The sequence below is a fragment of the Rhizobium sp. 01L410 genome (genome assembly GCF_056400165.1).
Genome location: NZ_JBFTST010000006.1, coordinates 230,013 through 252,969, shown reverse-complemented (window position 1 = coordinate 252,969; position 22,957 = coordinate 230,013). Strand labels below are relative to the sequence as shown.

The following is a 22,957-nucleotide window of genomic DNA, read 5'->3' as shown; positions in this document are numbered from 1 at the left end:
CGCACTTTGGCGCGACTTTGAGGCAACGAACACTGGTTCTCTGAGTTTTTTCCACCCGTGGTGAAGGAAACGTAAAGATTTCAGTCCGAAAAGCAATCTTCAGCAAGGTTTAACACCAGAATTGGTAGGGTCCGGACCTTTCACGGAGCTGACATGCAGGGATTGTGGAAAAAAAGGGCGAAAAGGGCCGCCATCACCGCCGGCCTTGAAGCGGCGCATCTGATCAGCGCTACGCGGCTGATGCGCGGCGCGCGCGGCCGTGGCGCAATCTTCACCCTGCACCATGTCCGCCCTTACGAGGCGCATGACTTCGAACCCAACGCGCATCTCGAAATTACGCCGGAATTCCTCGATGCGGCGCTGTCGCGGCTAACGAAGGACGGATATCGCTTCGTGGCGCTTTCGGACGTCCCTGCCCTGCTCTCTGCACCGGCAGGCGATGCGCCGTTTGCCGCCTTCACACTCGACGACGGTTATCGCAACAATCTCGTCCACGCCTATCCGATTTTCGAAAGGCACGAGGCGCCGTTCACGATCTTCGTGGCCAAGGGGCTGACCGAGCGCACGCACAGTATCTGGTGGGAAACGCTGACGCTGCTGTTGCGCCGCGCCGATCTGCTGCATTTCGATTTCGGCAGCGGCGACGAGGTACTCAAGCTTGAAAATCCGGCCGATCAATACGCGGCATTCGCGAGATTTGCCGCCTTTCTCCATAGCACAGACGAAACGGCGGCGATCGCGCGGCTCGACGCCCTGGCGCGGCAGCACGAGATCGATCCGCTCGGCATCGTCGACGATCTGGTGATGGGCGAGGCCGAACTCAACCTGCTGGAGGCGAGCCCCCTCGCCTCGCTTGGCGCGCATACGATCAGCCACCGGGCGCTCGCCCGGCTGCCGGAAGCTGACGCCCGCGAGGAGATGCTGATTTCGGCCGATCACGTAGAAGTGGTTACCGGCCATCGGCCCGTGACGATCGCTTTTCCCTACGGCACCCGGGAGGCGGCGACGCAACGCGAGGCGGCAATTGCCGCCGGCCTCGGCTTCACGGTGTCCGTGACGACGCAGCCCGGCGTTATAAAGACCGGGCTATCCGGTGGCACCCATTACCTGCCGCGTCTATCGCTGAACGGCCTCTACCAGAAGCCGCGCTACGTCTCGGCGCTGGCCTCAGGCATTCCACTGAAACTGATGGGGAAATAAGAGGTTACGGATACATCCGGACCTTTTCCCAATCGCCCTCAGGCTCCGCACGGCGGAACTCGATGCGGTCGTGGAGACGGAAATTCTGGTCTTTCCAAAACTCTATCGAAACAGGCTTGATGCGGAAGCCGGACCAATAGGCCGGGCGGGGAATTTCACCGATCGCATAGCGGGCGGTATATTCGGCAACCGACTTCTCGAGTGCGAAACGGCTTTCGAGCGGACGGGACTGTTTCGAGGCCCAGGCACCAATGCGGCTGCCGCGGGCGCGCGATTTAAAATAGACGTCGGCCTCTTCGTCGGTTACGACTTCCACCGGACCACGCAAACGCACCTGGCGGCGCAGCGTCTTCCAATGGAAGCACATGGCCGCCTTTTGCTGTCCCAAGATTTCGCGACCTTTCTGGCTCTCGAAATTGGTGTAGAAGACGAAGCCTGCGGTATCGAATCCCTTCAGGAGGACCATGCGGACATTGGGAAGACCAGCCTCATCGACGGTTGCCAGCGCGACGGCATTGGGATCGTTGACCTCCGAAGCCTCGGCTTCCTTCAGCCATTCCGCGAAAAGCTTGAATGGTTCGCCGCGTTCGGTAAAGTCACTGCTTGTTAACTCATTTGCCGACATATTAGCTCAAATGCCCCGGGTTATCAGGTTAAATGCCCAGCTATTCACGACTGGACAGGACACAGGGTGGAAGTCATAGCAAAGTCAACTCACCATACAAAGGGCTTCCTGCGCCGCAGTGGTTCGCTCCTTCTCATCGGCATGGCGACACTCTCGCTGTCAGGCTGCATGACCGGTGGTTTTGACTTCCTCAGCGATTCCAAGGTCGACCGCTCCGTCTCGACCGGTACCGTGCCGCAGAATCCGCCGAGCACCGATACGCTTTCAGACGAAATGACCGTGCGCAATGCGGTGACCTCTGCCGATGTCGGCAAGGTCGGCGCGCAACCGCTGGCCTGGGCCAATGCCTCGACCGGCAGTGCGGGCGTGATCGATACGATCGTCGAGAACAACGATTCCGGCCAGGTCTGCCGGCAGTTCCGCACCACCCGTCATTCCTATGACGGCATTGCCAAATTCATGGGCAAGACCTGCCTCGTCGGCGGCGGCAACTGGCAGCTTCTGAGCTTCCAGCCGGAAGGCTGAACCTTTTCCACAGGCATGCTTAATGCGCGCGGCGGCGGCATGACAATGCTTAGCAGAACGATAACCATTTGCCGCGAAAGCCACCGACACCGGCGGCGAAAATAACAAGTGATTAGCAACTCTCCCGCACGATCCAGCCCATAAGCGCGAGGTCCGGTTGAACCGGATGGCGCGCAAAGAGTTGTTATTGGGCTTTCGGTTGCCAAAAGGTGGCAGCCGGATCGGACACCGGCGGATTACTATGCGCGATCCATATAAGGTTTTGGGCGTCCAGAGGGACGCAGGAGCTGACGAAATCAAGGCTGCTTGGCGCAATATGGCCAAGGCGGTCCATCCTGACCACAATCAGAGCGACCCGAACGCCACGGCGCGTTTTGCCGAGGTCGGCCGCGCCTATGAGACGCTGAAGGATCCGAAGAAGCGCAGCCTCTTCGACACGGCTGCGCGCATGGCGGCGGCAAAGGTCAGCGGCGAAACCATCATGCAGCAGCGCCAGGCCGCGCGCGAAGCGGCTATCCGTGCCAAGCAGGCGCAGGAGAATGCCGAGCGCGTGATGGAAGAACTCGCGCGCGCCAACGCCCAGAAAGCGGCGAAAGCAGCGGCGGAGGAAGCGCAGAAGCAGAAGGCAGCCGGCTCCGAAAGTGCAGAAGACGTCGTCGAGCGCATTTTCGGCGCGAACGCGCAGGCCAAGACTGCGGGCGCCGGCGCAACGGGTCAGGCCCAGCAGCAGGCACAATCGCAGGCAAAGGCAAAACCTGCCGAACCCGAGGCTGCCAAGAGCGAGCCGGACGCGGCCAAGCCGGATGGCGACAATGCCGACGCGAATGCCGCTGCAGCAGCAGCCAACATATTGCAGCCTTTCAGCATTCTGACATCACTGGTGCGCCGGTTCACCGGCGCTGCGCCGGCACCCGAAAAGGCGCCGGACCAGTTTGCCCAGGCGACGGTGACGATCGAAGACATCCTGAAAGGCAACCGTATCACCGTTCCGCTGGGCGAAGCGCAGGAGGCGAGCTTCACGCTTTCCTCAGGGACAACAGACGGACAGCAGGTTCGCCTTAAGGGACAGGGGCTGAAACTGCCGAACATGCAGCGCGGCGACGCCGTGATCAGCGTGCGCATCGCATCCGACCCGAAATTTACCGTGCACGGCTACGACCTGCACACCGTTCTGCCGCTGACCATCGAGAACGCAGTGCTTGGCACGGAAGCCGAGATCGATGGTCCCGACGGCAAGGTCCGGGTCAGCGTTCCGGCCTGGTCCGGTTCGGACAAATCGATCCGCGTCCAGAACCAGGGACTGCCTGACGGCAACGGTGCGAAGGGCGATCTCGTCGTCGAGTTGCGCATTATTCTGTGGGAAAAACCAGACGATAAGGTCACCGACCTGATGAGAAGCATGCGCGAAGGGCTTTTCCTGTGAAATTTTCGTGACAAGAGCACCCTTTGTTACGATCCCTAACAGTTGATGATTGCTCGCAATCTTGAACCGATTAGCTGCCTATGCCATAGGCACGTTTGAATTGGTTCATTAGGGGGCAAAATATGGCTCAAGCAACAGGCCTCATGTCAGGCAAGCGCGGCGTCATCATGGGCGTTGCGAACAATCGCTCGATCGCGTGGGGCATTGCGAAGGCCATTCATGCACAGGGCGGCGAAATCGCCTTTACCTATCAGGGCGAAGCGCTGAAGAAGCGCGTCGAGCCGCTGGCTGCCGAACTCGGCGGCGTTCTGGCCGGCCACTGTGATGTCTCCGACGAATCCACCATCGATGAAGTCTTCGCCAATGTCGAAAAGATGTGGGGCAAGATCGATTTCGTCGTTCACGCCATCGGCTTCTCCGACAAGGACGAGCTGACCGGCCGCTATGTCGATACCTCTGCCGACAATTTCAACAAGACGATGCAGATCTCCGTCTTCTCCTTCACCTCGGTCGCACGCCGCGCCGAGAAGCTGATGACGGATGGCGGTTCGCTGCTCACCCTCACCTATTACGGTGCCGAGAAGGTGATGCCGAACTACAACGTCATGGGCGTTGCCAAGGCCGCTCTCGAAGCCAGCGTCAAGTATCTGGCCGTCGACCTCGGACCGAAGAACATCCGCGTCAACGCGATCTCCGCAGGCCCGATCAAGACGCTCGCAGCATCCGGCATCGGCGACTTCCGCTACATCCTGAAGTGGAACGAGTACAACGCTCCGCTGCGCCGTACCGTGACCATCGAGGAAGTCGGCGACGTCGGCCTCTACATGCTGTCCGACCTGTCGCGTTCGGTCACCGGTGAAGTTCACCACGCCGACAGCGGCTACCATGTCATCGGCATGAAGGCTGTGGACGCGCCCGATATTTCGGTTATCAAGGACTGACCGAACTCCAAGAAACGGGACATGCCGTGCTTATCTATGTGGTCCGACACGGCCAGACCGATTGGAATGCCGAACGCCGTCTCCAGGGACAGAAGGACATTCCGCTGAACCCCATCGGCCGCGAACAAGCGCGGCTGAACGGTATCGATCTCGCAGAGATTCTGAAGGTCGAAGGCATCCCCTTCGACTTCGTTGCCAGCCCGCTGACCCGCACGCGCCAGACGATGGAGATCATCCGCGAGGCCATGGGCGTCGATCCCAAGGCCTACCGCACCGACGAACGGCTGGTCGAGGTTTCCTTCGGCGATTGGGAAGGCTCGACGATCAAGGAATTGAAGGCGACGCAGCGTGATCGCGTCACCGAGCGCAACCTCAACAAATGGGATTTCATTCCGCCCGGCGACGACGCCGAGAGCTACGAGATCATGTCGTGGCGGATTGCGTCCTGGCTAAATTCCGTTGATAAACCAACAGTTTGCGTGACGCATGGCGGCGTCATTCGCAGTCTTTTCAAGATGATTGCCGATGTGCCGAAGCACGAAGCCGCCGAAGGCGACATTCCGCAGGACCGGATCTTGAAGATCAACAGGGCGGAACGGCTGATCGGCTGGATCTAATCCCGGTTACTGGACGATATCGAGGTCGTTGATGACGCGCTTGCCGTCGACCTCAGTATAGAAGATCACGACCTTCACGCCGGCCTTCAGACCATCGAAATTGAATTCTTCCGGCGCCTGATAGGTCTTGCCGTCGTCGAGCGTCAGGCTGAGATTGGCCGTATCAACCTTCTTGATCGTCGCTTCGACGTCGGCGCTTTCAGCAAAACCGCTGATCGGCGACAGGAAACTGGCGGTGGCCAACAGCGTGGCAACAAAAAAACGCATCGCGGCGACCCTCTTCACACTCGACTCAAAAATCTTATGGAACACAGATAACCCTCTGAATATGGCAAAAATTGCCCGGAACAATGGCTTTCGCCGCCCAATTGATGAATAGCATTTTAACAATAATCAGCAGCAGTGATTAACCATTATCCCCGGGTTCTTTTGGCGCCCGAAATATAAAATCGCAGGAAATCGTAAATTAACAAGTTCCTCTTACAGTTGCCGTTAAACAAGGGAGACTGATTTTGCTTTTCCGGCTGGGCGGCAACAGGCAACTGCGGCGAATTTTCAAGAATACATGGCTTTCGCTGCTGGTCTCCGGCTTTGTAGCGTTCATGATCGTTGCTGTCGGCATCACCCTTGATCGCGCCAATACTGCCGCGCATCTGCGCGAGCTGCAGATCCGCACGGAAAACGAGACTAATCTGATTCGCGCCCGCATGGCTGCACAGATCAACATGGATATCACCATCGTCCGTGACCTCTCGAACATGATTTCGCTGAGCGCCCGCACGAATGCCGAAGAGATGGAGCGGCAGATCAACTGGCTGCTGATCCAGAACCCGCATTTCATCAACGTCGCCGTCGCCCCCGGCTTTATCGTCAGCAACGTCTACCCGCCGCAATCCAACAAGTCGCGGATCGGCAAGGATGTGCGCGAAGTGCTTTCGGGCATGCAATCGGTCGCCCGCAATACCGGCGACCAGCAGGCGCGCTTCTACGGCCCGATCAAGACATCCGAAGGCAAGGATGCGTTTGCGATCTTCTTCCCGATCTTCGTCAAGGAAGATGGGCAGCGGAAGATCTGGGGCGCCGTCGAGGTCACCATCGACCGCGACATGTTCTATGAGAACACCGGCCTGAAGCCGGCGCGCAACAGCGAAAACCAGGAGCGCTATCCGCATCTCGATCACCTGGCAATCGCGGTGCGCGATCTTGGGACGGCAGCGGCCGATTCGGCAGCGCCCTTCTTCGGCGACACCGATGTTTTCGACAAGCAGCCGCTGCGCCGCAAGATCGCCTTTGCCGGCGGACGCTGGGAGCTGTCGGCCGTGCCGATGACCGGCTGGGAAGAGGCGCCGCCGAACCAGTCGCAGCTTAGGGTCATCATCATTACCGCCGGCTGCGTGATCATCATCCCGATCTTCTTCGCAACCCTGCTGCTCGGCGAGCGCAACCGCAACATCTCGCAGTTGGAACGCCGCGAGGTGAAGCTACTCGAGCTGTCGCAGCGCCTCAATCTGGCGCTCGATTCCTCCAATATCGGCATCTGGGAACTCGAGGACGGCGGCCACAGTCTCTATTGGGACGGCCGCGCTTCGGCGCTGCACGGCGAAGGGACCGGCGAAGGAAGCCACCCGCTGGAAAGCTGGCTTTCGAAGATCGCGGCCGAAGACCGGCCGATCGCCGAGGCGCATTTCTTCAATTGCAGCGTGGCGGGCACCTCCTGCACCGCGCAGTACCGCATCTTCCTCGCAGACGGCACGGTCCGCCATCTGCGCTCGGTCGGCTCGTTCTATACCGACGCCGGCGGTGTTGGCCGAACGATTGGGATCGTCGCCGATGTGACCGCCGATGCAGAAGCGGCCGACACGCTGCGCCGGGCGAAAAACACCAGCGATATCAAGAATGCCGAGCTGGAGCTGGCGCTCGACGAGATTTCACGCCGCGAGGCCGAGCTGACCGAAGTGTCCGGCAAGCTGGATCTGGCGCTCGATGCCTATCAGTGCGGCATCTGGGATGCCACGGTCGGCAACCAGGGTTCACTCTGGGACGAGCGCATGCACGAGCTCTACGGCCTGGCTCCGCGCAACGGCTTCGTCACCGAAGATCTCTGGCTCTCCTGCATCCATCCGGACGATCGCGCGGCTGCGGTCGAGGCGTCGCGCTTCTTCAACCAGCCGGGCGATACGCATACGCTGATTTGCCGCGTCCCCTGCCCCGACGGCGGCGTTCGCTATGTCCGGTCCACCGGCAAAGTGCATCAGACGCCCTCGGGCGCCACCAAAGTTATCGGCGTTGCCTTCGACGTCACCGAGGACGCGCTGCTGACGGCGGAACTCAAGGCCGCCAAGGACGAGGCGGTTGCCAAGAATATCGAGCTTGAACTTGCCAAGAACCGCATCGAGCACAATTCGCTGCATGACCCGCTGACCGGCCTCGCCAACCGCCGCAAGATCGATATCGCGCTGGAAAGCCTGACGATCGACGCGCGCTCGCAGCGCCAGAAATTCGCGATCCTGCATATCGACCTCGACCGCTTCAAGGAAATCAACGACACGCTCGGCCACGCCGCCGGCGATGCGATGCTGGTGCATGCTTCCAAGGTGCTGTCGAAGAATGTGCGCGGCAGCGATCTCGTGGCGCGCATCGGCGGCGACGAGTTCGTGATCCTGGCGCATGACGTCAGCGACGTCGACATGGCCGAGCTTGCAGGCCGCGTCATCGAGGAAATGCGCCAGCCGATCGACTTCCAGGGCTTTTCGTGCCGCTGCGGCGTGTCGATCGGCATTGCGCTTGCCAACGGCATCCATGTCGATGCGCGCAAGATGCTGATTAATGCCGATATCGCGCTCTACCGCGCCAAGAGCATGGGCCGGAACCGCTACGAGTTCTTCAACCAGAACCTCCAGGCCGACATCATCAACAACAAGCGCACGGCCGACGAAATCCTCGCCGGTATCGACAACAACGAATTCACCGCCTGGTATCAGCCGCAATTCTGCGCCCGCTCGATGAAGCTGACCGGCGTCGAGGCGCTGGTGCGCTGGCACCATCCGACCCGCGGCGTGCTGACGCCGGACAAGTTCCTGCGGATTGCCGATGAGATCAACGTGGTGCAGACGCTTGACAGCATCGTTCTGGAAACCGCGCTGAAGGACAAGATGCGCTGGGCGGCCCACGGTCTCCTGGTGCCGCAGGTCTCGGTCAACGTCTCGGCGCGGCGCCTGCATGACGGCAGCCTCTTCGAGTCGCTCAGCCACCTGCATATCCGCCCGGGCGAACTGTCCTTCGAGCTGGTGGAATCGATCTTCCTCGACGAGAGCGAAGACGTCGCCGCCCAGAACCTCGACCGGATCAAGGCGCTCGGCATCGACATCGAGATCGACGATTTCGGCACCGGCCACACCTCGATCGTCTCGCTCCTGAAACTGAAGCCGAAGCGGCTGAAGATCGACCGCCAGCTGGTGCAGCCGATCCTTCACTCCTCGCAGGAACGCACGCTGGTGCGCTCGATCATCGATATCGCCCGCTCGCTTGGCGTCGAGACTGTGGCAGAAGGCGTCGAGAGCATCGACCATGCCGACATGCTGCGCGATCTCGGCTGCGATATCCTGCAGGGCTACGCCTTCTCGCGGCCGCTTGCCTTCGAGGACTTCACGCAGGCCGCACTCGGCACCGCCTGGCGCCTCGCGTCGTAAGCCCATCGTTTCCAAATTGCAGAAACATCATTCTCAGATTGCGCCGCTTTTCGGCAAAGAAAGGCGTTTGCCCGCTTTGCTTTTTGGCCTATGAGTGACCGCGAATTTCTGGAAGTCTGGCGCTGCCGGCGACGGCCTAGGCGGCGCCCATTGGTCGGTAACACATGTCGCACAACACATTCGGTCATCTTTTCCGCGTCACGACCTGGGGCGAAAGCCACGGTCCGGCACTCGGCTGCGTCGTCGATGGCACGCCGCCCGGCCTGCGCTTCAAGCTCGAGGACATTCAGGTCTGGCTCGACAAGCGCAAACCCGGCCAGTCGCGGTTCGTGACGCAACGCCGCGAGGACGATCTGGTCAAGGTTCTCTCCGGCGTGATGCTGGATACCGATGGCGAGACGATGATCACCACGGGCACGCCGATCTCGATGCTGATCGAGAATACCGACCAGCGCTCGAAAGACTATGGCGAGATCGCCCGCCAATACCGGCCGGGCCACGCCGACTATACCTATGACGTGAAATACGGCATCCGCGACTATCGCGGAGGCGGCCGCTCCTCGGCACGCGAGACTGCGGCCCGTGTGGCCGCCGGCGGTATTGCCCGCCTCGTCGTTCCCGAGATGAAGGTGCGCGCCGCGCTGATCCAGATCGGCAAGCACAAGATCAACCGGCAGAACTGGGATTGGGCTCAGGTCGATCAGAACCCATTCTTCGCACCTGATGCCGCGATCGTGCCTGTCTGGGAAGAGTATCTCGACGGCATCCGCAAGAGCGGCTCATCCGTCGGCGCTGTCGTCGAGGTCATTGCCGAAGGCGTTCCGGCCGGTCTCGGCGCACCAATCTATGCCAAGCTCGATCAGGACATCGCCTCTCTGCTGATGTCGATCAATGCCGTCAAGGGCGTCGAGATCGGCAACGGCTTTGGTGCGGCCGAAATCACCGGCGAGGAGAATGCCGACGAGATGCGGATGGGCAATGACGGCAATCCGCTGTTCCTGTCCAATCACGCCGGCGGCATCCTGGGCGGCATTTCCACCGGCCAGCCGGTGATTGCCCGCTTCGCCATCAAGCCGACCTCGTCGATCCTGACCGAGCGCCAGTCGATAGATGCCGATGGCAAGAATGTCGATATCCGCACCAAAGGCCGTCACGACCCCTGCGTCGGCATCCGCGCCGTGCCGATCGGCGAGGCGATGGTTGCCTGCGCCATTGCAGATCATTACCTCCGCGACCGTGGCCAGACCGGCCGGCTGAAATAGGAATTGCTCCATGCCTTATGACCAGAAGCGCGTCGTCGATGCCATCCGGGCCTTCGAAGCCGGCGAAATCGTCGTCGTCATGGATGACGACGACCGTGAGAACGAAGGCGACCTGATCGTCGCTGCCGTCCACTGTACACCGGAGAAGATGGCCTTCATCGTGCGCCACACCTCAGGCATCGTCTGCACGCCGATGCCGAAGGAAGAGGCGAAGCGCCTGAACCTCAATGCCATGGTCGCCGAAAACGACTCGGCGCATACGACCGCCTTCACGGTCTCGGTGGACTTCAAGCACGGCACGACGACAGGCATCTCTGCTGACGACCGGACGCTGACGGTGCGCAACCTCGCCAACCCGAATGTCGGTGCCGCCGATTTCGTCCGTCCGGGCCACATTTTCCCGCTGGTTGCCCGCGAGGGCGGCGTGCTGATGCGTTCCGGCCATACTGAAGCAGCCGTCGATCTCTGCAGGCTTGCCGGCCTGCCGCTGATCGGCGTGATCAGCGAGCTCGTCAACGACAACGGCACCGTCATGCGCGGTCCGCAGGTAAGCAGCTTTGCGGAGGAATACGGCCTCAAGCAGGTGTCGGTTGCCGACCTGATCGCCTACCGCCAGCGCAAGGAAACGCTGATCGAGCTCGGCGCGAGCTTCGAGATCGAAACCCCGTTCGGCAAGGCCAAGGCCCATACCTATTCGCTTCCCTGGGATCCGATGCAGCATCTCGCAGTCGTCTTCGGCGACATCCGCGACGGCATCGACATTCCGGTGCGCCTGCATCCGGAGAATGTTGCCGAAGATCTGTTCGGCAAGAAGAGCCCTGTCGACCACTACATGCAGAAGATCGCCGAGGAAGGCCGCGGCATCATCGTCTATCTACGCGAAGGCTCCGTCGGTGTCGGCCATATCGACAACGGCCGCAAGGCTCGCAGCCAAGGCCGCGAGGCGCATGCCGAAGCAGCAACGCGCGAGAGCGAATGGCTGGAAATCGGTCTCGGCGCACAGATCCTGAAGGATCTCGGCGTGACCTCGATCAAGCTTCTGACCAGCCGCGAGCGGCATTACGTCGGGCTCGAGGGTTTTGGGATCAAGATCACCAAGACTGAACTCGGCTGATCACAGAAAATGCGCCTATTCGCCCGCGCTCAGGCGGCGATACGCTTGAAGCGGGGGCGCACGTTGCGCATGTAATATTTGCCCGGCGACTGCGAGGTGACCATGGCAATCACATGCGCCTCGTTGACGCCCTCAAAGGTCCGGTCCTCGCCATTGCTGAGGCAGACGCGAAGACGGCCATCCTCCTGACTGAAATAAACCGCGTCGATCAGCGCCGACTTTACCGCGACCGGCTTCATCGGCTCTCGCTGTTCGCCCGGCGAGAGCGTTGAGGCCGCCGCGGCACGGGCGTCGCGGCGGTTGCGGATCAGAGCCCTGACCCTGCGGCCCAGGTCGTTCCAAGCCAACCATGCGGCATATCTGATGAGGTGCGTTTTCATGCGCCAACCGTAGGGGAACGGTGCTTAACAAGTTTGGCATGGGCATGGTAAACCGGCGTCAAGATTAACGCCGGGTAATTTCGAAAAAACTGCTTAAAATTCAAACGACTGGCATCAACTACCCGAGCCAGCCATTGGCAAGGATCACGCGCTCCACGCCGGCAAAGCGGGCGACGCGGTCGAGCTCGGCAGCGAGCCTGTCGAGACGTCCGGCCGAGCCCCGCACACCCGGCTCCAGCCACAGACGCTTCACATCCAGCGTGCCCTTCTTCCTGTCAGCCTTCATGTCGATCCGGCCAATGAGCCTGTCGCCTTCGAGCAGCGGGAAGACGTAGTAGCCATATTCACGCTTCGGCTCCGGAACGAAGATCTCGATGCGGTAGAAGAAGCCGAACAGGCGTTCGGTGCGGTTGCGGTCGCGGATCATCGGGTCGAAGGGGCTGAGCACGCGGATGCGGGGCGGCGCATCCGGATAGCCGTCTATCGTGGCCGGGAATTCGGCAAGCGCCCAGGACGGGCGCGGTTTGCCGCCGAGCGCCGGTTCAATGATCACCTCGGTGAGTTCGTCGCGATGGGCGACAACCCAGGCTTTGGCGGCTTCTGGAGAAATCAGGTTCCAGAAGGCGGCGATCTCGCCTGATGTGGCAAAGCCGAGACGCGTCAGCGCGCTGCGGCAGGCCCAGTCGATGAACTCTTCGCGATCGACTTCGGGCTCACGGAACTCGTCCGGGATAACCCTTTCCACGAGGTCGTAGATCTTCTGGAAGTTCGAGCGCCCGGCGATGGCGAACTTGCCCGTATGCCAGAAATATTCGAGCGCAGTCTTGTTCGGATGCCAGTTCCACCAGCCGCCGGAGACATGGCCATCCGCCTTGATCTCGCGGGCGAGGATGGCGCCGTTTGCCACGACACGGTCGTAGGTTTCCTCGAAGGCATCCTCAAAACCCTCGCCACGCCATTTGCGCCAGCGCTCGACCAGCACTTCCTCCTGATGGACGAACTTGTGCTTCCAGTATTTGAAGAAGGCGCTCGGCAGGATCGAGGCGTCATGCGTCCAGTGTTCGAACAGCGCACCGTCCTTTTCCAGAAGCGAAGTCAGGTGTTCGCGCCGGTAGGTCTGGTTGCGGGAGAACAGGATCTGGTGATGGGCGCGCTCGACCGTCTGGATGCTGTCGACCTGCACGAAGCCGAGATCGTGGATGAGCTGCAAGAGCCCGTCCTTGGTCAAGGCGCGGTTCGGCGGTGCGCTCAGCCCCTGCTTGGCAATGAAGACGCGGCGGGCATCGGCATTCGAGAGCAGATTCGTCATGGCTTCATCATATGCCGGAAAATCTTCCTAGCCACCCGCTTTTGCACTTTCCGCGCCGCCGCTGTAGAAGCTTGCGCCTGATCTATGAGGGACTGAATTTGGACATCCGTTTCGAAGGCGCTGCGGTCAGCTACGGCGCGCGGCAGGCGCTGCAGCCGCTAACGCTGCAGCTTGCCGAAAACCGCATCGGCGTGATCGGGCTGAACGGCTCCGGCAAGACGACCTTCGCGCGGCTGATCAACGGACTTGCCAAGCCGACGGCCGGACGCGTGCTCGTCAACGGGCGCGATACGGCCGATGAGCGGGGTGCGCTTGGCGATGTCGGCTTCATCTTCCAGCAGCCGCAGAACCAGATCATCCTGCCCATCGTGAAGGATGATATCGCCTTCGGCCTGAAGAGCCGCGGCGTGCCGAAATCCGAGATCGAGGCAAAGGTCGAAGCCGTCCTGACGCGTTTCGGCGCCGCGCATCTCGGCAGCCGGCGGGCGCACGAGCTTTCCGGCGGCGAGCTGCAGATCGCAGCGCTCGCCTCGGTGCTCGTCACCGGCCCCGATATCCTGATCCTCGACGAGCCGACCAACCAGCTGGATCTCAAGAACCGTGCCCTTGTGCAGCGGCTGATCGAGGGACTGCCCGAAAATGCCATCGTCATTACCCATGACATGGAGCTGATTGCCGGTTTCGGCCGCGTGCTGGTTTTTCACGAGGGGGCACTTGCAGCCGACGCGCCGGCGGCAGAGGCGATCGCCCGCTACCGGGAGATCGCTGGCTGATGCAATCGCTTTATGTCGAGGGTAACAGCCTCATGCACCGGCTGCCGGCGCGCGCCAAGCTGCTCGTGCTGGCTATCCTCGGCGTCATTCTTTTCACCACGCGCGATATTCCGCTGCTGTCATTCGCCGTGCTGGCAAGTGCCATGCTCTATTTCCGGCTCGGCATTCCCTTTGCCCAGGCACTGCAGCGGCTGAAGCCGGTGCTGCTGACGATCGGCATCGTCGCGCTGTTCAGTCTTGCCTTCAATCCCTGGCACGGCGCCGTCGTCGCGCTTCTCAGGCTGACGTCGCTGATGTTCTTTGCCGCCGCCGTGACGGCGACAACGACGATCGCCGAATTCATCGACGAGATCACGCTGCTTGCCCGCCCGCTCGAGCGGTTGGGGCTGGTGCAGGCCAACGATGTCGGGCTGGCGGTCGGGCTCGTCGTGCGTTTCGTGCCGGAGATTCTAGGCCGCTATCAGGCGATCAAGGAAGCGCATTCGGCGCGCGGCATCAAGGTGCGTCCGGTGACGATGCTGGCGCCGCTGATCATCCTGACGCTGAGAGATGCGGATAACATTGCCTCGGCAATTGACGCGCGCGGCATTCGGCGGCATGTCAGTTAACCGATCGTAAACACGGAGCCCATGATGAGCACCCGCGACCTTGTCCTCTCTGCCCTTTTTGCCGCGATCATCGTGGCGCTCGGCATTCTGCCGCCGATCACGCTCGGCTTCATTCCGGTGCCGATCACCGCGCAATCGATGGGCGTGATGATGGCTGGCGTCGTGCTTGGCGCGCGTCGCGGCGTGGTTGCCGTACTGATCGTCTGGGTGCTTGTCGCCATCGGCCTGCCGGTTCTGTCCGGTGGCCGCGGCGGACTTGCCGCCTTTGCCGCGCCGACGACGGGCTTCCTGATCGGCTGGCTGTTTGCCGCCTTCACGACCGGCTATCTCAGCGAACGCCTGGTGAAGGCCGAGCAATCCGGTCTCGTGCAGACGGTCGGCTTCTTCCTGTCGGCGATGATCGGCGGGATTATCGTGCTCTATGCCTTCGGCATCGGCTATCTGGCGCTGGTCAGCGGCGTCAACCTCGAGCAGGCCTTCGTCGGCTCCATGGCTTTCGTACCCGGTGACGTCGCCAAGGCCTTTGTCGCAGCACTGGTCGGCCGCGCCGTCATGGTCGGCTATCCGCTGCTGCCGGTGCGCGCCTAATCGAGAAAGCTATAGAGCCAGTCGCGCGTCTCTTCCGGCAGCGCGACCGGCTCGCCACTCTCGCGCCCGCGCGCCTGCCAAGTTAGCTCCACTTCGGCGGCCCTCTCTCCCTTGGCATCGACGGAAATGATGAAGCCGACGGAGCGAAGGCCGATCTTGTCGACGGTAGCGGTAAAGGTCGCCTCCTCGTCATAGGCGAGCGGGCGGTGCAGCGTGCAGGATACTTTGGCGGCCACATAGAGCGGTTCGTCATCAAGCTCTGGCCGCATCGACCAGAAGCCTGCAAGCACCGCTTCGGCGTGGGAAATATAGGACGCGAGAAACATCTGACCGTTCATGTCCACATCCCGGAACGGTATTCGTATCTGCGCCACATTGCTGCGTTTCGGCTTTGCCATCGAATTGTCTTCCCCCTGCCCCGCGCGGACACTAGGCGCCGCCAGAGATGAAGTAAACGCTTGCGATGATAGGCACGCGACGGCGCGCACCTGTTGAAATAGCCATGCCCGGCACCATCTGCTGTGGATCATGACAGGGCCAGAGGATAAGAGTGTCGCCATGAGCACCCGCCTTTACGAACACCCGATCTTTCTTGAGCATGTCACGCCCGAAGGCCACCCCGAGCGGCCGGACCGGATGCGCGCGATCAACGTCGCGCTCGGCCATCCGAACTTCGAGCGGCTGGACCGCAAGGAGGCGCCCCAGGCCAACGAGGACGCGGTTCTGCTTGCCCATCCGGAAGAGCATCTGATCGCCGTCATGCGGCAGATTCCGGAAGAGGAAGGCGAGATCAACCAGCTGGAAGCCGACACCTATGCAAGCTCGAAGAGCCTGCAAGCGGTGCTGACGGGCGTCGGCGGCGCCATGGCTGCCGTCGACGACGTGTTCACCGGCAAGGCCGACAACGTCTTCGTCGCCGCGCGCCCGCCCGGCCACCATGCCGAGAAGAACAAGGCAATGGGCTTCTGCTTCTTCAACAATGCCGCGATCGCCGCCCGCCATGCGCAGAAGCGCTATGGCGCCGAACGTGTCGCGATCGTCGACTGGGACGTGCATCACGGCAACGGCACGCAGGACATCTTCTGGGACGATCCTTCGGTGCTGTTCTGCTCGACGCACCAGATGCCGCTCTATCCGGGGTCCGGCGCGAAAGACGAAACCGGCAAGCACGGCACGATCGTCAATGCGCCGCTGTCGCCGAATGTCGGCAGCGACCATTTTCGCGAGGCCTTCAAGTCCCGCGTGCTGCCGGCGCTCAACGACTTCCGGCCTGACCTGATCATCATCTCCGCCGGCTTCGACGCGCATCACCGCGATCCGCTGGCGCAGATCAATCTGGTTGGCGAGGATTTCGACTGGGCGACCGGAAGATTGCTGGAGATAGCCGACAAAAGCGCCTCCAACCGGGTCGTCAGCCTGCTGGAAGGCGGATATGATCTCGAAGGCCTCGCCGAATCGGCAGGGCTGCATGTGCTTCGATTGATGAAGGGTTGAGTATGACTGACAGCGCCAAGCCTGAAGTTTCAGGTCTTTCCTTCGAAAAGGCCGTGGCCGAACTCGAAAGCATCGTTGCCCGCCTGGAACGCGGCGACGTGGCGCTGGATGAATCCATCGAGATCTACGAGCGCGGCGAAGCGCTGAAGAAGCATTGCGAAACCCTGCTTTCTGCAGCCGAAAACCGCATCGAGAAGATCCGTCTCGACCGTGCCGGCAAGCCGCAGGGCGTGGAGCCGCTTGACGGGGCTTGAGGGCTACAGGGCGATGACTGTCCTGATTTCGTCGTATCCAGCGCGCAAACCAGTGCCGTCGCGCTCTATGAGACCGGCTTCGGAAAGAATCTCGACGTCTTCGTGCACCCGCCGGTAATCGCGCTTGAGGCTTTTCGCCAGCGCCGAGATGCTGGTTTGCGGATGCCGGTGGAGGTGGCGTAGCAGCTCCAGACGCTTGGCCGTCATGGTGCGAGAGAAGGCATCCCAGCCGACGAAGGTCAGATGATCTTCCGATACGCTTTCACCCGTTTCTGCCCTGTGCCATGCATCGGCAACACGCTTCGCCGTGTCGGCAAAGGAGCCGCCGATATGCAGTTCGATATCCTTGCTCATATCCGTTCTCCTCTCAGCTTCTCGACATCACGTCCGAAATCTTCGAGTATTTGTTCGATCGACACACACCTGTAGCGTTCCTCGCGATTGCCATAGTGCCGATGGTCGCCTTTTCCGCGCTCGTTGTCGTAACCTATCAGGCGCGAACCGGGCCTTCCGTAGAAAAGCGAGTATTTGAGCCAGTGCGTCGAACCCGGCACCTGCACCGGAACACGCCAGATCCTTATCTCAATTATCGCGCCGTCACCGAAAACGATGCGTTCACGAATGACGAGTTCCGCTTTCATATAGGAACTATGTCTTCATGCGCCATATGTCGTCAAGTGACATAGGAACTTTTGCTATCGCTCGACCAGTTATGCGGCTAACTTGGCGCCTCAGTTTGGAGACAACCCATGTCCTTCTTCCCCGGTAAAGACCCCCTGCCCGGCGATGCCTTCGCCTGTGATGCGATCGAGAATCTGATCATTCCGCGCACCAGCGATATCGGCGGTTTCCAGGTGCGGCGTGCGCTGCCGACGCGGCAGCGGCGGCTGGTCGGGCCGTTCATCTTCTTCGACCGGATGGGACCGGCGATCCTGAAACCGGATGAGGCGCTGGATGTGAAGCCGCATCCGCATATCGGGCTTTCGACGGTTACTTATCTCTTCGACGGCGAAATCCGTCATCTCGACAGTCTCGGCACCGAAAAGGTGATCCGGCCGGGCGATATCAACCTGATGACGGCGGGGCGCGGCATCGTGCATTCGGAACGCACACCCGACAATCTGCGCGGTCATCCGCTGCTGATGTCCGGTTTGCAGACATGGCTGGCGCTGCCTGACGACAAGGAAGAGATCGATCCGGCCTTCGCCCATACCGAAAAGAGCGAGATGCCCCTCATCGAGGATACCGGCATTCGCGGCCGCGTCGTCATCGGTTCGTTCGAGGGGCTGAAATCGCCGGTCAAGGTTCTCTCCGATACGCTCTATGCCGACATCAACATCCAGCCGGGCGCCAAGTTTCCGTTTGCTGCGGCCCATGAAGAGCGCGCGGTCTACGTGCTGTCGGGCGAGGTCGTTATCGCGGGAGACCGGTTTGCGGCCGATCAGCTGCTGGTTTTCCGGCCAGGCGATCCGATCACGCTGGAGGCAGGAAGCGAAGGCTGTCACCTGATGCTCTTCGGGGGCGCGGCTCTGAATTCCAAGCGCTACATATGGTGGAACTTCGTCTCCTCCTCGAAAGAGCGCATCGAGAAGGCCAAGGAAGAATGGCGCACCGGCCGTTTCGATATCGTTCCAGGGGATGAAGAGGAATTCGTGCCTTTGCCTGAGGGCTGAACTTCTCTAGAATGGCGGGGTTGCGGTTCTTGAAACGCACTTGTTTTGCCGCAATTTAATCGGAATAAGCATAAGCCTAGAATGACAAGAAAGAGCGCCCGCCCGTGACAAACCCGCTAAAGACACCGCTGCTTGATCAGGTCACCTATCCCGCCGACCTGCGCAAGCTCGATGATCGCGAGCTGCCGCAGCTTGCGCGCGAGGTCCGCGACGAGATGATCGACGCTGTTTCGCGCACCGGCGGACATCTGGGTGCCGGCCTCGGCGTCGTCGAATTGACGATCGCCATCCACAGCGTTTTCAACACGCCCGACGACCGGCTGATCTTCGACGTCGGCCACCAGTGTTATCCGCACAAGATCCTGACCGGCCGCCGCGACCGCATCCGCACCCTGCGCCAGGAAAACGGCCTGTCCGGCTTCACGCGCCGTGCCGAAAGCGAATACGATCCCTTCGGCGCCGCCCATTCCTCGACCTCGATCTCCGCAGGTCTCGGCATGGCTGTCGCCGCCGAGCTCGACAAGACTGACAAGCGGGTGATCGCGGTGATCGGTGACGGCGCGATGTCGGCCGGCATGGCCTACGAGGCGTTGAACAATGCCGGTGCGCTCGACGCCCGGCTGATCGTTATCCTCAACGACAACGACATGTCGATCGCCCCGCCGACCGGCGCGATGAGCGCCTATCTGGCGCGTCTCGCTTCCGGCCGCACCTATATGGGCTTCCGTGATTTCGGCAAGAAACTGACCGCCTATCTCGGCAAGAAGGTCGACCGCGCCATCACGCGCGCCGTCGAGCATGCGCGCGGCTATGTGACCGGCGGGACGATGTTCGAGGAGATGGGCTTCTATCATATCGGCCCGATCGACGGTCATTCCTTCGAGCACCTGCTGCCGGTTCTGCGCAATGTGCGCGACCATGCGGAAGGACCTGTTCTGATCCATGTCGTGACCCAGAAGGGCAAGGGCTATCCGCCGGCGGAAGCCGCAGCCGACAAGTACCACGGCGTCAACAAGTTCGACGTCATCACCGGCGCCCAGGCGAAGGTGAAGCCGAATGCACCGAGCTATACGAGCGTCTTCGCCGAAGCGCTGGCGCAGGAAGCCGAGCTCGACGACAAGATCGTCGGCATCACCGCCGCCATGCCGAACGGCACCGGCCTGGACAAGCTGGCAAGCCTTTATCCGGCCCGCTGTTTCGACGTCGGCATTGCCGAGCAGCATGCGGTGACCTTCGCGGCCGGTCTTGCCGCTGAAGGCTACAAGCCGTTTGCGGCGCTCTATTCCACCTTCCTGCAGCGCGCCTATGACCAGGTCGTCCATGACGTGGCGATCCAGGGACTGCCGGTGCGCTTCCCGATCGACCGCGCCGGTTTCGTCGGCGCCGACGGGCCAACGCATGCGGGATCCTTCGACACGACCTTCCTTGCCGCCCTGCCGGGCTTTGTCGTCATGGCTGCCGCCGACGAGGCGGAGCTAAAGCATATGGTGCGCACTGCCGCTGCCTATGATGCCGGTCCGATCTCTTTCCGCTATCCGCGTGGCGAAGGCGTCGGCGTCGAGATGCCGGTGCGTGGTGAAATCCTGCAGATCGGCAAGGGCCGCATCGTCAAGGAAGGCACCAAGGTGGCCCTCCTCTCCTTCGGCACGCGCCTTGCCGACAGCCTGCTGGCTGCCGAAGATCTCGATGCCGCCGGTCTTTCGACCACGGTTGCCGACGCGCGCTTTGCCAAGCCGCTCGACCACGACCTGATCCGCCAGCTCGCCGCCCACCACGAGATCCTGATCACCATCGAGGAAGGCTCCGTCGGCGGCTTCGGCAGCCATGTGATGCAGTTCCTGGCGATGGAAGGCCTGCTGGATAACGGCCTGAAGGTGCGCTCGCTTGTCATGCCCGACATCTGGATGGAGCAGGCAAAGCCCGAGGCTATGAATGCCCATGCAGGGCTGGATCGCGCCGGGATTGTCTCGACGGTATTCCGGGCGCTCGGTCGCAGTGCTGCGGTTGGGGTTGCGGGGTAAATCTCAAAACGCCTGACCCGGAGCCCCCTCTCCCTACCCTCTGCCCGAGGGGAAAGGGAAATCGAGTTTGGAACAGGCCTTTCGTTCTCACTCGCTGACAGGGCGAGCGAGTGTCACACTCCCTTCTCCCCTCGGGAAGAGGGTGCCCGAAGGTTTCAGGTGCAACTCGTTGCACCGGGATGAGGGGCCAAACCTGCAAACGCCCAAAAACAAAAAGGCCCCCGAAGTTTCCCTCGGAGGCCCTGTCTCAGACGATCAGGCTCGTCTCAAAACTCTTCCCAATCTTCCTGCACGGCCGCAGCGGCCGTTGCAGTCCTGCCGCCGAATGCGGAGGCGACGCGGTTGTTCAGAGCCCGGGCCGGAGAGGTGACCGGGCGTGAGGCCGGCTGGGCGACTGCCGCGCGCGGGGCGACGGCAACGGCTGCGGCGGCACCGAGCTTGAACTGATGCAGGAGAGCGTCGAGGGATGCGGCTTCCTGCGCCAGCGAATGACTGGCAGCCGTCTGTTCCTCGACCATTGCGGCGTTCTGCTGCGTGCCCTGGTCCATGTTGTTGACGGCCGTGTTGATCTCCTGCAGGCCGATCGACTGTTCGCGAGTGGCGGTGACGATCGCGCCGACGTGGCGGTTGATCTCCTGGACCTCGTTGACGATTTCGGCCAGCGCCTTGCCGGTCTGATCGACGAGCGAGACACCGGTATTGACCTGTTCGCCCGAGGTATTGATCAGCGCCTTGATTTCCTTGGCGGCCTGGGCCGAGCGCTGGGCAAGCTCACGGACTTCCTGAGCGACGACGGCAAAGCCCTTGCCGGCTTCACCGGCACGCGCCGCTTCGACACCGGCATTCAGCGCCAGAAGGTTGGTCTGGAAGGCGATATCGTCGATGACGCCGATGATGTTGCTGATCTCGCCCGAGGACTTTTCGATCTGCTCCATGGCGGTGACGGCCTTGCGGACGACGTCGCCGGAGCGCTCGGCGCCGACACGGGCACGCTCGACCAGATGGCCGACATCTTCGGCGCGCTTGGCGCTGTCGCGAACAGTTGTCGTGACCTCTTCGAGGGCTGCGGCGGTCTCTTCGACGGCTGCGGCCTGCTGCTCTGTGCGGCGGGCGAGATCGTCGGCGGCCGAGCGGATTTCACCGGCACCGGCATTGATCGCCGAGGCGTTGCGGCCGACCGACTGCAGCGTTGCCTGCAGCTTGCCCGCGGCATTGTTGAAGTCGGTGCGCAGGCCGTCGAACTGTTGGGAAAACGGCGTGGTGATGCGGCTCGCGACATCGCCATTGGCGAGGTTCGAGAGGCCGGTTGCGAGACCTTCGATCGCCGAACGGATTTCGGCCGCTTCGCGGGCCTTGTCCTCATCGGAGAGCAGGCGCTGACGTTCGGCTTCGCTGCGCATACGGTCGGTTTCGCCTGATAGCCGCAGCTTTTCGGCGGCAGCTTCCTTGAAGACCAGCACCGACTGGGCCATGCGGCCGACTTCATCGCGGCGGTCGAGGGCCGGAACGTCGACGTCGTGGTTGCCGTTTGCGAGGCGGTCCATGGCAGCCGTCATGCCGATGATCGGCTGAACGATGGCGCGCGACAGCAGCCATGCGAGAACAGCGGCGGCCAGCGAGGCACCGATGCCGCCGAAGAGCAGCGTGTTGTTCAGATCGCTATCGGCATCGGCCTGAATAGCGGCGAGCGAAGCAGACTTGTCGCGGGCGGCGGCCTTGATCTTGGCGGAGGCCTGACGGAAGCCGTCGAGCTGGCCCTTGGTGGCGTTGACGCCGATCTTGACGACGTCGGCGATCGGGGTTTCGGTTTCCTTGCGGGCCTTGGCCTGCGGCTCGGCGAGCTCGTGGAAATAGAGGTCAGCAGCCTTCTGCATACCGTCGATCATGTCGAGCACGGCGGGTTCGTCTGCCGCACTTTCCTTGGCCGAGGCGATCGCCTTCAGCATGCGCTCACGATTGGCGAAAATATCGCCATAGGTGCTGTCGGAGCGGAAGAGAATGAAGCCGCGCAGATTGACGGCCTGCTCGAGCATGGCCTGCAGTGCGTCGTCGATCTGGTTGACGAGCAGCTCGGATTTTTCCTGCTGGGCGGCGGCAGCAGATGAAGCACCGGCCTTGACGTAAACATAGGACGAGACGGCAACGAAAATGACGATGAGGGCTGCGAACGTGGCCGCAAGCTTCCCCTTGAGTGAGATATTGGCGAACACCGGTAATTCTCCTGGCAAATAATCGGCGCGGCAAAGGACGGGCCGCCGATGGGCAGCGGCGGCAGACGGAAAATCGGAAGGAACATGAACTGCGGGCAGGGAAATGCGTGCCATCATGGCGAAAGCGATTCAAGCGAACCGCTGCAATCGTCCCAAACCTATGGGGCGGGGCTTTAAAATTGTTTAAGTTTGCACCGCACAAATATTGGGTGCGCTATTCATCCGGCGCGTTGAGGATCAGGATGTTCGCC

23 protein-coding genes are annotated in these 22,957 nt (G+C 61.6%); 15 read left to right on the top strand and 8 right to left on the bottom strand.

The features are described 5' to 3' along the window. Positions 1-153 precede the first annotated feature (153 nt). The gene (locus AC1DV9_RS15510; RefSeq protein ID WP_477948882.1) at positions 154-1,200 is read left to right on the top strand and encodes a polysaccharide deacetylase family protein; all 1,047 of its coding nucleotides are present in this window, start codon (positions 154-156) and stop codon (positions 1,198-1,200) included. A gap of 4 nt (positions 1,201-1,204) precedes the next feature. Here AC1DV9_RS15510 and pdxH read toward each other — a convergent pair whose 3' ends face one another. Beyond that, a complete protein-coding gene (pdxH, locus tag AC1DV9_RS15505; RefSeq protein ID WP_112537160.1) occupies positions 1,205-1,825 on the bottom strand; it encodes a pyridoxamine 5'-phosphate oxidase in 621 nt (206 codons plus the stop codon). A 66-nt stretch (positions 1,826-1,891) separates the two neighbouring features. Between pdxH and AC1DV9_RS15500 the strand changes: the two genes are divergently transcribed. The 4 genes from AC1DV9_RS15500 (at position 1,892) to AC1DV9_RS15485 (ending at position 5,331) form a co-directional block, all read left to right on the top strand. Continuing rightward, positions 1,892-2,350: an RT0821/Lpp0805 family surface protein gene (locus tag AC1DV9_RS15500; RefSeq protein WP_112518182.1), complete on the top strand. Its 459-nt coding sequence runs from the start codon at positions 1,892-1,894 to the stop codon at positions 2,348-2,350. 241 nt (positions 2,351-2,591) lie between these two features. Continuing rightward, positions 2,592-3,773 (top strand): J domain-containing protein, encoded by a 1,182-nt coding sequence (locus tag AC1DV9_RS15495; RefSeq protein ID WP_477948880.1) that lies wholly within the window; start codon positions 2,592-2,594, stop codon positions 3,771-3,773. Positions 3,774-3,895: 122 nt separating this feature from the next. After that, positions 3,896-4,714, top strand: coding sequence for an enoyl-ACP reductase FabI (gene fabI, locus AC1DV9_RS15490; RefSeq protein ID WP_112386463.1), 819 nt, complete (start codon positions 3,896-3,898; stop codon positions 4,712-4,714). 26 nt (positions 4,715-4,740) lie between these two features. Then, a complete protein-coding gene (locus AC1DV9_RS15485; RefSeq protein WP_477948878.1) occupies positions 4,741-5,331 on the top strand; it encodes a histidine phosphatase family protein in 591 nt (196 codons plus the stop codon). Positions 5,332-5,337: 6 nt separating this feature from the next. Here AC1DV9_RS15485 and AC1DV9_RS15480 read toward each other — a convergent pair whose 3' ends face one another. After that, complete coding sequence (locus AC1DV9_RS15480; protein ID WP_112386465.1) at positions 5,338-5,598, bottom strand: DUF1344 domain-containing protein; 261 nt, start codon at positions 5,596-5,598, stop codon at positions 5,338-5,340. Between the two features lie 245 nt (positions 5,599-5,843). On the opposite strand from AC1DV9_RS15480, the gene AC1DV9_RS15475 reads away from it, so the two are divergent. The 3 genes from AC1DV9_RS15475 (at position 5,844) to ribB (ending at position 11,396) form a co-directional block, all read left to right on the top strand. Beyond that, complete coding sequence (locus AC1DV9_RS15475) at positions 5,844-9,020, top strand: bifunctional diguanylate cyclase/phosphodiesterase (RefSeq protein ID WP_477948876.1); 3,177 nt, start codon at positions 5,844-5,846, stop codon at positions 9,018-9,020. A 164-nt stretch (positions 9,021-9,184) separates the two neighbouring features. Further along, positions 9,185-10,282 (top strand): chorismate synthase, encoded by a 1,098-nt coding sequence (aroC, locus tag AC1DV9_RS15470; protein ID WP_477948874.1) that lies wholly within the window; start codon positions 9,185-9,187, stop codon positions 10,280-10,282. 10 nt (positions 10,283-10,292) lie between these two features. Beyond that, entirely contained in the window at positions 10,293-11,396 is a 1,104-nt protein-coding gene (gene ribB, locus AC1DV9_RS15465) for a 3,4-dihydroxy-2-butanone-4-phosphate synthase (RefSeq protein ID WP_477939406.1), read from the top strand. A gap of 29 nt (positions 11,397-11,425) precedes the next feature. On the opposite strand, the gene AC1DV9_RS15460 is transcribed toward ribB, so the two are convergent. Both AC1DV9_RS15460 and AC1DV9_RS15455 read right to left on the bottom strand, forming a co-directional pair. Next, entirely contained in the window at positions 11,426-11,776 is a 351-nt protein-coding gene (locus AC1DV9_RS15460; RefSeq protein ID WP_112537153.1) for a KTSC domain-containing protein, read from the bottom strand. Positions 11,777-11,894: 118 nt separating this feature from the next. Then, positions 11,895-13,085: a winged helix-turn-helix domain-containing protein gene (locus AC1DV9_RS15455; RefSeq protein WP_477948873.1), complete on the bottom strand. Its 1,191-nt coding sequence runs from the start codon at positions 13,083-13,085 to the stop codon at positions 11,895-11,897. Between the two features lie 98 nt (positions 13,086-13,183). Between AC1DV9_RS15455 and AC1DV9_RS15450 the strand changes: the two genes are divergently transcribed. The 3 genes from AC1DV9_RS15450 to AC1DV9_RS15440 are packed head-to-tail and all read left to right on the top strand — an operon-like array spanning position 13,184 to position 15,054. Next, positions 13,184-13,858: an energy-coupling factor ABC transporter ATP-binding protein gene (locus AC1DV9_RS15450; RefSeq protein ID WP_477948871.1), complete on the top strand. Its 675-nt coding sequence runs from the start codon at positions 13,184-13,186 to the stop codon at positions 13,856-13,858. Then, entirely contained in the window at positions 13,858-14,466 is a 609-nt protein-coding gene (locus tag AC1DV9_RS15445) for an energy-coupling factor transporter transmembrane component T family protein (protein ID WP_477948869.1), read from the top strand. The genes AC1DV9_RS15450 and AC1DV9_RS15445 overlap by 1 nt, the downstream gene beginning before the upstream one ends. Before the next feature lie 24 nt (positions 14,467-14,490). Continuing rightward, positions 14,491-15,054, top strand: a complete 564-nt coding sequence (locus AC1DV9_RS15440; RefSeq protein ID WP_477949074.1) for a biotin transporter BioY — start codon at positions 14,491-14,493, stop codon at positions 15,052-15,054. Here AC1DV9_RS15440 and AC1DV9_RS15435 read toward each other — a convergent pair. Next, entirely contained in the window at positions 15,051-15,452 is a 402-nt protein-coding gene (locus AC1DV9_RS15435; RefSeq protein WP_477948868.1) for an acyl-CoA thioesterase, read from the bottom strand. The genes AC1DV9_RS15440 and AC1DV9_RS15435 overlap by 4 nt on opposite strands. A gap of 160 nt (positions 15,453-15,612) precedes the next feature. Here AC1DV9_RS15435 and AC1DV9_RS15430 point away from each other — a divergent pair, with 160 nt between their 5' ends. After that, positions 15,613-16,548, top strand: coding sequence for a histone deacetylase family protein (locus tag AC1DV9_RS15430; RefSeq protein WP_477948867.1), 936 nt, complete (start codon positions 15,613-15,615; stop codon positions 16,546-16,548). A 2-nt stretch (positions 16,549-16,550) separates the two neighbouring features. Then, positions 16,551-16,802, top strand: a complete 252-nt coding sequence (locus AC1DV9_RS15425; RefSeq protein ID WP_003545921.1) for an exodeoxyribonuclease VII small subunit — start codon at positions 16,551-16,553, stop codon at positions 16,800-16,802. A gap of 3 nt (positions 16,803-16,805) precedes the next feature. On the opposite strand, the gene AC1DV9_RS15420 is transcribed toward AC1DV9_RS15425, so the two are convergent. After that, a complete protein-coding gene (locus tag AC1DV9_RS15420) occupies positions 16,806-17,156 on the bottom strand; it encodes an HVO_A0114 family putative DNA-binding protein (protein WP_477948865.1) in 351 nt (116 codons plus the stop codon). Further along, positions 17,153-17,443, bottom strand: a complete 291-nt coding sequence (locus AC1DV9_RS15415) for a toxin-antitoxin system TumE family protein (protein ID WP_477948863.1) — start codon at positions 17,441-17,443, stop codon at positions 17,153-17,155. Before AC1DV9_RS15415 ends, AC1DV9_RS15420 begins: the two co-directional genes overlap by 4 nt. Positions 17,444-17,551: 108 nt before the next feature. Here AC1DV9_RS15415 and AC1DV9_RS15410 point away from each other — a divergent pair, with 108 nt between their 5' ends. Together AC1DV9_RS15410 and dxs are read left to right on the top strand one after the other, a co-directional pair. Next, positions 17,552-18,475 (top strand): pirin family protein, encoded by a 924-nt coding sequence (locus tag AC1DV9_RS15410; protein WP_477948861.1) that lies wholly within the window; start codon positions 17,552-17,554, stop codon positions 18,473-18,475. Between the two features lie 104 nt (positions 18,476-18,579). Further along, positions 18,580-20,496 carry a 1-deoxy-D-xylulose-5-phosphate synthase gene (dxs, locus tag AC1DV9_RS15405; protein WP_477948859.1) on the top strand — a complete coding sequence of 639 codons (1,917 nt, stop codon included), beginning with the start codon at positions 18,580-18,582 and terminating at the stop codon, positions 20,494-20,496. 266 nt (positions 20,497-20,762) lie between these two features. On the opposite strand, the gene AC1DV9_RS15400 is transcribed toward dxs, so the two are convergent. Beyond that, positions 20,763-22,706, bottom strand: coding sequence for a methyl-accepting chemotaxis protein (locus AC1DV9_RS15400; protein ID WP_477948857.1), 1,944 nt, complete (start codon positions 22,704-22,706; stop codon positions 20,763-20,765). Positions 22,707-22,957: the final 251 nt, after the last annotated feature.